The organism is Leisingera sp. S232 (assembly GCF_049800895.1).
Lineage (GTDB): Bacteria > Pseudomonadota > Alphaproteobacteria > Rhodobacterales > Rhodobacteraceae > Leisingera.
Genome location: NZ_JBNAFX010000061.1, coordinates 1 through 10,410 on the forward strand (window position 1 = coordinate 1; position 10,410 = coordinate 10,410).

Consider the following 10,410-nt stretch of genomic DNA (forward strand, 5'->3'; position numbering starts at 1 on the left):
CTTTTTCACCCAAGCGCTGTCTGAGCGCGATCCTGAGCTTTATGCGTCGATCACGGCGGAACTGGGCCGCCAGCGCGACGAGATCGAGCTGATTGCCTCTGAGAACATCGTCTCTGCCGCGGTGATGGAAGCACAGGGGTCCGTGCTGACCAACAAATACGCCGAAGGCTATCCGGGACGCCGCTATTATGGCGGTTGCCAGTATGTTGATGTTGCCGAAAACCTGGCCATCGACCGCGCCAAGCAGCTGTTTGGCTGCGAATACGCAAATGTGCAGCCGAACTCCGGCTCGCAGGCCAACCAGGGCGTGTTCCAGGCGCTGCTGAAGCCCGGCGACACCATCCTGGGCATGGATCTGGCCTCTGGCGGCCACCTGACCCACGGCGCCGCCCCCAACCAGTCGGGCAAATGGTTCAACGCGGTCTCTTACGGGGTGCGCCGCGACGACAATCTGATCGACTATGACCAGCTGGAAGCGCTGGCCGTGGAGCATCAGCCCAAGCTGATCATCGCCGGCGGCTCGGCGATCCCGCGGGTCATCGACTTTGCCCGGTTCCGCGCCATTGCCGACAAGGTCGGCGCCCTCCTGCATGTGGATATGGCGCATTTCGCAGGCCTGGTTGCGGCCGGCGAGCACCCCTCGCCGTTCCCGCATGCGCATGTGGCGACCACCACCACCCACAAGACCCTGCGCGGGCCGCGTGGCGGCATGATCCTGACCAATGACGAGGCCATCGCCAAGAAAGTGAACTCGGCGATCTTCCCCGGCATCCAGGGCGGCCCGCTGATGCATGTGATCGCCGGCAAGGCGGCGGCCTTTGGCGAGGCGCTGAAGCCGGAGTTCAAGACCTACCAGCAGCAGGTCAAGGCCAATGCGGCGGCGCTGGCGGATCAGCTGATCCAGGGCGGGCTGGACATTGTGACCGGCGGCACCGACACCCATGTCATGCTGGTCGATCTGCGCCCCAAAGGCGTCACCGGCAACATCGCCGACAAGGCGCTGGGACGCGCCCATATCACCACCAACAAGAACGGCATCCCGTTCGACCCGGAAAAGCCCACCGTGACTTCCGGCCTGCGTCTGGGCACGCCTGCCGGCACCACCCGCGGCTTTGGCGAGGCGGAGTTCCGCCAGATCGCTGACCTGATCATCGAGGTGATCGACGGGCTGGCGGCCAACGGTGAAGAGGGCAATGCGGATGTGGAAGCATCGGTGCGCGCCAAAGTCGCCGATCTCTGCGGCCAGTTCCCGCTGTATCCGAACCTCTGATCCGGTCCGGACCTGAAACAGCAAACCGCCGCGGCCCCTTGGCCTGCGGCGGTTTTTCTTTGGCAGGGCGCAGGAGGGCAGCAGGCCCAGACCGGCAGGCCCGCAATGCGACAGGGCCTAATAGTAGGCCCTAATGACACGACAGCTCCGGCGCGGCAGAGCCGACGGGGCTGACCGGCCCAAATTGCCCCGCCCCGAATTGCCCCGCCCAATTTGACCTCCCCGACCCCGGCAACACGCTGCAACCGGTATGGCGGCCTGCAAACAGCCATCTTCAACCGGAGGTTTCGCTGCGAAACCTTGTTTATTAACAACGCATTACACATGCGCCCGCATCATTAACCAGCCCCATACAAGCCCCCCTTTGCGCGCCCGCGAAAGGGGAGGGGCGGTTTGAAAACAGGGCAGTGGTGGCCAGCGATCAAGCCATCACCCCGGTGCATGGTCCTGAAACCGATGGGTCGAAACGCGCAGCGAGAAGAGCTTGTAAAGCGTGGGCCCTCCGTGCCTAACTGGGCACATCGGCAAATCAAACGGGAACATCTTTTGTCAGAGTCTCTGTCGCTTTCCCATCGTGAAATGGAACTGGTAGACGCCTTGCGCCGCCTTGGCGGCTCTGCCCGCAGTGCTGAGCTGGCCAAGATGCTGGATGTCTCTGAAGAAACTGTACGTCGGACAATAAAGGCGCTGAACAAGGCCGGAGCCGTACAGCGCGTGCATGGCGGTGCCTTTCTGGCGGGGCCGCAAAGTGCAACCAGTTTTGCCCGCCGGATTTCCGAGAACCAGAAGGAGAAGGCGCGTATTGCCGCGCGGATTGCGGAACATGTGCGTGACGGAATGGCCTTGTTTCTGGATGTCGGGTCCACCACTGCGTTTGTTGCAGAGAAACTCCGACAGAAATCAGGGCTGATCGTTGTCACCAATTCTTTTGTAGCGGCCCAGAGTCTGGCAAATCACAATGGAAACCGGCTGCATTTCCTGGGTGGGGAAATGCATAGCAACGAGCGCGGCACATTCGGCTTTGTGGCCGAGCAGCAATTGCGCCGCTTTGCTCTTGATATGGCAATCCTGTCGGCAGATGCTGTGTCGGCAAAGCAAGGCGTGCTGTATCACAGCGCGGAAGAAGCCCAGCTGGCCTGCGTGGCTGCCGAATGCGCCCAGCAGGTCGCCATGGCGATGGTGCATCCCAAATTTTCTGAAACCGCGCCACACTGCGGTCCGGAACCGCGCAAGATCACTGCGTTGTTTACCGATCAGGAGCCTGGCAAGAAAATCTCTGCCGCTTTGACGGCCTGGGGCGTGAAGATAGATGTCGCCAGGTCTGGGAAAGGGGATTGAAACAGTGATTGGTCCAGCGCGCGCCAGACAAGGCGGTATGTGCCTTGCCGCTGGCGGCTAACCAAAAGCCCAGATCCGGATATGACGCTTCCTGTTATTGCAATCATTCTTTCGGCAGCCTTGCTGCATGCGCTGTGGAACGCCATCGTGAAAACGGCGGCGGACCGCACCACAACGCTTGGTCTGGTGGCGTTTGGTCACGTGGTTCCCGGTGCCGCCATGGCGGCGGTGCTGCCGCTGCCTTCGGCCGAAAGCTTTCCGTTCATTCTGGGCTCAACAGTTGTGCATTTCGGCTATTATTACATGCTGGGCCGCGCCTATCAGCATGGGGATCTCAGCGTTGTCTACCCGATTGCCCGCGGCATAGTTCCGGCACTGGTTGCGATCTGGGCGATGGCCTTTGCTGGGGAGACGCTGCCGCTGCAGGCCTGGGCCGGGATTGCAGTGATTGCCATCGGTATCCAGCTTAGCAGCTGGAAGGCACTGCGCTCGGGGGTTGGGCGACCGGCCCTGGCCTTTGCCGTGGGCACTGGGGTTTGCATCTCGATCTATTCTGTCGTCGACGGCATTGGGGTGCGGCTGTCCGAAAACACGCTCAGCTATTGGGCCTGGGGAGCACTTCTGCATGTGTTCATTGCCGGGTTTGTCGCCCTGCGCAGACGCCGGACACTGGCGGCATTGCCCGGAAGAACCTGGGCATTGGGCATTGCCGGAGGGCTGGTGTCGATGATCGCTTATGGGCTGGTTCTTTACGCCAAGAACTTTGCCCCGCTGGGCGCGGTTTCTGCGTTGCGGGAAACGTCGGTCATCTTTGCCGCCTTGATCGGTTTTGTCTTTCTCAAGGAGGGCAATTGGATGAGACGTCTGGGGTCGGCGGTACTGATGGCGGTCGGAGTAGCCCTGATTGGGACAGGCATCTAATTGTGCTGTCAGGCCCTGGCCGGATCGTTCTGCAGGGCAGTTGCCCCGTCCAATAATACAGCCAAAGTGTGCAACAGCACGGCCTTCTTTACTGGTTTGGCCAGGAAGTGATTCATACCTGCCTGCAGGCAGGCGTGCTCATCACTGGTGAATGCATTGGCCGTCAAGGCCACAATCACAGGCTGCTGGATCGGCAGGCTGCGGATTTCCCGGGTCGCACCGATCCCATCCAGCACCGGCATCGACATGTCCATCAGGATGATATCGGGTTGCAGGTCTCTGCACAGGTCGACTGCTGCGCGGCCGTTTTCCGCTTCTACAAGCTCTACAGGCTGGCCGCGCAGGTATTTGCGGATCAGCAGCCGGTTGGTTTGGTTGTCCTCGGCCAGCAGTACTTTGCAGGGCGTGAGCTGCGGGGCGTCTTGCCGGGTGAGCAATGCGGTTTCGCTGGGTGATTTGACTGCTGGCGACAGCTGCAGTTCCAGCCGGAAACAGGACCCTTTGCCAGGCTCTGATGTCACCGATATGCAGCCGCCCATTCGCTTGGCCAGCATGCTGGAAATAGTCAAGCCGAGGCCCGTGCCGCCATAGGCCCTGGTTGTGGCAGCGTCAGCCTGGGTGAAGCGGTCAAATATGTGGCAGGCCTGCCGCTCTGAAATGCCGATGCCGCTGTCTTCTACGTCAACCAAGAGATTGAAGGGATCGCCGGGCGCATGTGACACCCGAACGGCAATCTTTCCGTGGGTTGTGAATTTGACCGCATTGCCTATCAGGTTGACCAGGATCTGGCGCAAGCGGCCGTCGTCTCCGCGCATCCGCTCCGGCACGCCTTCGGCGTAGGTGATTTCCAGTGGAAGATTCTTCTGCCGGGCCGTCAGGTCAAACAGGCTTGCAGCGCTGCTGACACAGTCACGCAGGTCGAAATCTTCTGCAGTAATAGAGAATTTGCCCGCTTCCAGCCGTGAGAGGTCGAGGATGTCGTTGATGATCTTCAAAAGGGACTGGGCGGAATTGCGGATGGTCTCCACGTTTTGCAGCTCATCTGGTGGCAAATCGGCCTCCGCCAGGAGGTCGGTCATCCCGATGATGCCATTCATCGGAGTGCGGATCTCATGGCTCATATTGGCCAGAAATTCCGATTTGGCCCGGTCGGCCTGCTCGGCGGCCAGTTTGGCTTCAGCCAGCTCGCTTTCACGCTGCTTGCTGTGTGTAATATCCCGTTCGATACCAATGATCAGATCCACTGATCCATCACTGGCACGATATGGGTGTCGAACCAGACTTCGTCGCCTGATTTCGTATAGTTGAGAACCTCATTGTGATAGCGACTTCCAAGGTCCTTATGCTGGTTCATTTCCTGAATTATCTGGGCATCGGTGCCAGGGCCGTCCAGCAGTGCCGACGGGGTTTGGCCAACCGCCTCTGAGGCCTCATAGCCGGTCGCCCGTGTGAATGCATCGTTGACCCAGAGAATTTGCCGCTGCGCGTCTGTCAGGACGATACTGTCAGAGGCATGTTTGGCCACCAGCGACAGGCGGTGCAGTTCCGCCTGCTGTTTTTGCAGTTCGGTATGTGCATGCTCCAGGGCCAGCTTGCCTTGCTTCAGTTCCCGGTTGCGTTCGGACAAGGTCTGGTTGGCGCGGATCAGTTCTTCGCGCAGGCGGACGTCCTCGGATACATCCCAGTTGACCCCCATCATCCAATCTCTGCCGTCCGCATCTGTGAACGGATTGGCCATCGCCCGGATGTGTTTGACAGTCTTGTCATCCAGAACGATCCGGAATTCAGAAGCAAAATGTGTTTTGCCCGTTTCCGCCGTCCTCAGAGCCTTGAGCACACGGCTGCGGTCATCCGGGTGCAGCCTGTTGTCCCAGTCATCCCCGGTCAGTGGACCCCGGCATTCGGGCACGCCATAAAGGTCATGCATGCGGCTGTCCCAACGGACATGATTGCATTCAATGGCGCTTTCCCAGATCCCGACCCCGGAGGTTTTGACTGCAATCGCCAGCCGCCGGGAGACAGCTTCCAGTTCAGCCTCCCGGTGGCGCAGCTTGTGGATCACCGCTTGTCTTGCAGAGGAGAGCCGACCGGCAAGATAGGTTGGAAACACAATCAGAATTCCGGCTGCCAGCAAGGCAAGCCGCAGTTGCCACAGATTTTCGTGGCCTGCCTGCCAGCCGCCTTGCGGACGGGCTGCCAACTGCCAGGAACCGGCCGGCAAGATGATGTCTACAACAACCGGGTGGTCGGAAAGAATGCCGGGCGCGCCAAAAAACTGTTGCCCTTGCGCGCCGGTGCCATCCCGCCCGATCAGGGCGATGTCCAGCCTGTCGCCGCTGTTCAAATCCGTCGCGGCGTAGAGTGTCTCTGTTTCGATAACGGCAGATAGAATTCCCCAGAACGACCGCTGTTCTCCCGCGCCAGAGAAGATCGGCAGTCGGTAGATAAAGCCGATGCCGCCCTGCACCAGGTTCACCGGTCCGGCCAGCACCATTTCTCCGCTGTCACGCACCCTGAGGGCTGCCACGCGCTGGGCTTCATTTTTGTTATAGTCCAGCCCGATTACGGGTTCATTGCCCTCGATAGGGTGGACCAGTGAAACAACCAGGCCCGGGGCGGCAGCGATATGCCGTATGGCCGTCTTGCCTTCCAGAACCTGAGCCGCAATTTCGCTGAACCTTGCAGGTCCCATACCCGGTTCTGTGGCCAGCATGGCTGCCAGGCCGCGCAGGCGCTGATAGTCGCTGTTCAGTTGCCCTTCGAGGCGCGATTTGACCATTCCTGCCGCTTGCTGGGTCGCCGCGCGCTGTGACTGATCATGTATCGTCGCGTTTTGCCTTTCAGCATACAGCCCCACTGCACAGACCACCGCCAAGGCTAGAAGCGCTGGAAGGTAAGCCCGTTTGCTGAGGGCACGCAGCCAGCTCGCGGGGGGGCTAGAAATGGCCATTCAGGCACCTTTGATTTTTCAGAAACCCTTTTGGCAATTTCGGCCTTTGAATAAGGAAAGTGTTCGGTTCTCGCCTGTGCTCCTTTTTAAATCTGAAATTCAGGGTTCCACAACACGTCTGCAGTCTACGCCCACTGAGGTGTGGCAAAAGCGGCAGCCTTTGGTTCCTGTCGGAGTGGGATCAGAAGTCTTGCCATTTGTCCAAGGCAGCCGAGCCGTCCGAAGCGGCGATGACGACAGGTGTTTCGGGCGGTGCTTCGGGTGCGTCATCCCAGCCGGTTCCGTGGGCCGACGGCACATTTGGCTGCGGGGGCTGATCGGGCTGAGCGGATGTTTGCATCTCTGCATCGACCTTGAACCGCGCCACCAGCCCGGCCAGGTTGGACGCGTCGCCGTTCAGCAACTGGCCTGCTGCGGTCATTTGCTCAACCATTGCGGCGTTTTGCTGTGTCACCTGATCCAGCTGCATGACGCCGGTATTGATTTCACCAATACCGGTCGATTGTTCGGCAGCGCCTTCGGCGATGTCCGAAACCAGACCGGAGATATGGGAGACTTGCGACACGATGCTGTGCAGTGCATCCCCTGCCTTACCAACCAGATCCACGCCTTTTTCAACCTGGTCTCCGGAATTGGAGATCAGCGTTTTGATCTCCATGGCGGCATCGGAAGACCGTTGCGCCAGGGCCCGCACTTCGGACGCGACAACGGCAAAGCCGCGGCCTGCCTCGCCTGCACGGGCAGCTTCCACACCGGCGTTCAGAGCCAGCAGGTTGGTCTGGAAAGCAATATCGTCGATCACGGAAATGATCTGCGAGATGTGGCGGGAAGACTCCTCGATGCCGTTCATGGCCGTTACAGCGTTCTGGACGACCTCGCCGCTGGTCAGCGCTTCGTCCCGGGCTTCGTTCATGGCGGTTTCGACTTCTCGCGCGCCGTTCGCGGCGGCCTTCACACTGGCGGTCATCTCATCCAGCGCCGCGGCAGTTTGCTCCAGTGTTGCCGCCTGGCTTTCGGTGCGTTGCGACAGGTCATCAGAGGCCTGGCTGATCTCGGACGTGCCGTTGCGGATGCTGGTGGTGGCCTCTACGACTTCACGCACGGTGGCGTTCAGCGTGGTGATGGTCTTGTTAAAGTCCATGCGAAGGCCCTTGTAGGCTTCTGGAAAAGCTGCATCGATCGTCGTCGAGAAATCACCATTGGCCAAATGCGTCAGCCCGGTGCGCAGTTCATTCACCACAAGATCCTGTTCTTGCTGTGCTTCTGCACGTTTTTTCTCGGCGTGCTGGGCGTTTTGCAGGTCGGTTTTGAAACCTTCCAGAATGCCGGCAATATTGCCAAACTCATCACCGTTTCCATGGCCGAAAACAGGATGGGCATAATCCTTGGCTGCGATGTGTTCGACGCTGTCTGACAGGCCGGATACTTTGCGTGCAATGCTACGGGCAGCCACCCACGAGAGCAGGGCCACCGCCAAGGCAACGCCAACTGCCTGCAGCATGGAGGCATTGACCAGGCTTTTCTCTGCCGCCAGGGCTTCGGCGCTGTCGACCTCCAGCACAATGCCCCAGGTGCGGTCTTCCAGGCCGACGTTTGCAGCCATTGCTTCAACCGGCTGGCCTGCGAGGCCGGGAGTGCCGGAGAAACTGCTCTCTCCGCCGTTCACTGCAGCAGAGATCTGCTTCAAGTCCGGCAATTGGGAGAGAATCTGATGGCCGCCGTCGCGGTTCGAGGCGGTCAGAGCCACACCGCCATTGCGGACCAGATAGGCCTGGCCGGTTTCACCAAGCAGGGCTGAGTGGGACAGAATGCCGGCGATCTCTTCCACCGGCACACGCAGCACCAAGGCGCCGGAAGCAATGCCCCTGTTGAAGACCGGTGCGGAAATGAACATCGCGGCGGCGCCGCCATCGGCTGCATAGGCGGCCATCTCTGACAGGAACACGCTGCCCTGCTCAAGCTCAATAGCAGCACGGTAAGCCTGTCCCAGCCCGCTGTCTTTGTATGGTCCGTCCAGATAGTTCAGGGCGAAGTCTTCACCCTTGTGAACCGAATAGATCATGTTGCCTTGCATGTCCAAAACATAGGCGTCCAGAAAGCCCTGTTCTTCAAGGAAGGTCACAAAGCTGCCGTGGTTCCGTTTGTGGCGCATCGACCAGGCTGATTTGTCTTTGGCATCCAGAAGCTTATAACGTTCACCCGGAGGGTTGGGGTTGTCTGTGCCATAAGCGGCGCGCAAATGTTCCGCCGGGTTGTCACCAAGCGCATAGAAGCCGTTGGAGAAGTCACGCACTGCCGATTCAACAGCTTTGCTGGCAACCAGCGTGCGGGTCTGGGACCGCAGCCCTGCAACCCAATTTTCCAGCGCTTCCTTGCGTTCTTCCAAAAGGGTTGAATAGGCGGCTTCCCGGTTGGCCTTAAGTGCCTGACCGGCTTCCCAGGCGAAAAAGAAACCTGATGCAAGTGTCAGGAAGATCGTCGGCGCAGCAATGGAGAGCGGCAGTTTTCGGCCCAACCGCATGTTGGTCCAGAATTTAAACAGTCGAGTCATAATGGCGTGGTTCCCATCAACGTTCTAGTCTGCCGGATTGCCTTAGAGCGGCCCCTAGCATCGCCAGCGGAGAGGTGCTGGACATCAAAACAATCAGAGGGATTTATTTCGGGGCCGTTAAAAAGGAGGGGCGTTTCCCGATTTTTATGCCAAATCGCTGTCTTGGGCGGAAAAATAGACATTCCAACGTAACTGGCCAACATAACTGGAGCGTCTTCTGCACAGTGCGAATCATCCGCAGTCTCTGCCTGGATCCTGGCAAAGCCGCAGGCTGGTCCAGCTGCCAGCTGCGTCAAGGCTCCCTGGCTGTTCATCGGAGTGTCGGCGTTTCACTCCCGATGCCGGATTAACGGTTCCTTTCCTTAGGTGTTCAGTCCCGGCATCTGGTGGATCGGATCGATGATGAAACGATCTGGCTCTGAAGTCCAGATTTTGCAGATGTATTCGTAGGGCGTGAGGCCGCTGAGAGTTTTGAGTCTGCGGGCAAAGTTGTAGGCAGCCATGAAGTCGCCGAGATGTGTTCGTAACTGATCGTGGCTTTCGTAGTGGTATCGCTTCACTGTCGCCTCTTTGATCGTGCGGTTCATCCGCTCGACTTGGCCATTGGTCCACGGATGGTTCGGTTTGGTCAGGCGATGCTCGATCCCGTTGGCCTCACAGATCATGTCGAAGCGCATCTGCCGGGAGTATACTCTGTTCCGGTTTCGTGGCTGTTCGGCGAACTGGATACCGTTATCGGTCAGGATCGTATGGATGCGATAAGGGACCGCCTTGAGCAAATGTTCGAGGAATTCCCAGGCGGTCTTGCGATCTGCCTTGTCGACGAGGTGGGTGACTGCAAACTTGCTGGTCCGGTCAATGCCAACGAAAAGATACAGCTTGCCCTCCGCAGTCTGCACCTCGGCAATATCGATATGAAAAAAGCCGATGGGGTAGCGCTTGAACCTCTGCCGCTTAGGCTTGTCGCCCCCGACATCCGGCAAGCGCGAGATGCCATGCCGCTGAAGGCACCGATGCAGCGCTGACCGCGTCAGATGCGGGATCGAGGGCTGGAGCGCATAGAGGCAATCATCCAACGGCAGTAGCGTATGCCGCCGAAATGCGACGATCATGGCCTCCTCGGCTTGACTGAGAATGGTTGAGCGAGGCTCTTTCGGCCCTGTTTTGCGATCCTCAACGGTCTCGCGCTTTCGCCACTTGGCAACAGTCTTCGGGTTGATCCCGAGTTCCTTGCTCAGCGCCGCGATCGAAGCTTGCGATCGCTGTATTGCTGCTCTGACAGCGTGCGTGGTCGTGGCGCTCCCGTGACGAACTTGTCCCATAGTGCTTCCTTCCATTCCAAAGAACAGATCGCACCATCAAACCATGGGATCAAACACC

At 59.2% G+C, this 10,410-nt stretch carries 7 protein-coding genes; 3 read left to right on the forward strand and 4 right to left on the reverse strand.

From position 1 onward, the window contains the following. The 3 genes from glyA to ACP151_RS20710 all read left to right on the forward strand — a co-directional run. Positions 1-1,270 (forward strand): serine hydroxymethyltransferase (gene glyA, locus ACP151_RS20700; protein ID WP_424978941.1); only part of this gene is annotated, 1,270 nt, incomplete at its 5' end. Between the two features lie 579 nt (positions 1,271-1,849). Next, entirely contained in the window at positions 1,850-2,608 is a 759-nt protein-coding gene (locus ACP151_RS20705) for a DeoR/GlpR family DNA-binding transcription regulator (protein ID WP_424980727.1), read from the forward strand. Between the two features lie 81 nt (positions 2,609-2,689). Continuing rightward, positions 2,690-3,529 carry an EamA family transporter gene (locus ACP151_RS20710; protein ID WP_424980728.1) on the forward strand — a complete coding sequence of 280 codons (840 nt, stop codon included), beginning with the start codon at positions 2,690-2,692 and terminating at the stop codon, positions 3,527-3,529. A gap of 8 nt (positions 3,530-3,537) precedes the next feature. Here the strand turns inward: ACP151_RS20710 and ACP151_RS20715 are convergent, their stop codons facing one another. The 4 genes from ACP151_RS20715 to ACP151_RS20730 all read right to left on the reverse strand — a co-directional run bounded on the left by ACP151_RS20715 (position 3,538) and on the right by ACP151_RS20730 (position 10,352). After that, positions 3,538-4,773: an ATP-binding protein gene (locus tag ACP151_RS20715; RefSeq protein WP_424980729.1), complete on the reverse strand. Its 1,236-nt coding sequence runs from the start codon at positions 4,771-4,773 to the stop codon at positions 3,538-3,540. Continuing rightward, positions 4,764-6,308, reverse strand: a complete 1,545-nt coding sequence (locus ACP151_RS20720) for a CHASE domain-containing protein (protein WP_424980730.1) — start codon at positions 6,306-6,308, stop codon at positions 4,764-4,766. The genes ACP151_RS20715 and ACP151_RS20720 overlap by 10 nt, the downstream gene beginning before the upstream one ends. Positions 6,309-6,660: 352 nt before the next feature. Next, positions 6,661-9,030: a methyl-accepting chemotaxis protein gene (locus tag ACP151_RS20725; protein WP_424980731.1), complete on the reverse strand. Its 2,370-nt coding sequence runs from the start codon at positions 9,028-9,030 to the stop codon at positions 6,661-6,663. A 362-nt stretch (positions 9,031-9,392) separates the two neighbouring features. Beyond that, positions 9,393-10,352, reverse strand: coding sequence for an IS481 family transposase (locus ACP151_RS20730; RefSeq protein ID WP_424978291.1), 960 nt, complete (start codon positions 10,350-10,352; stop codon positions 9,393-9,395). Positions 10,353-10,410: the final 58 nt, after the last annotated feature.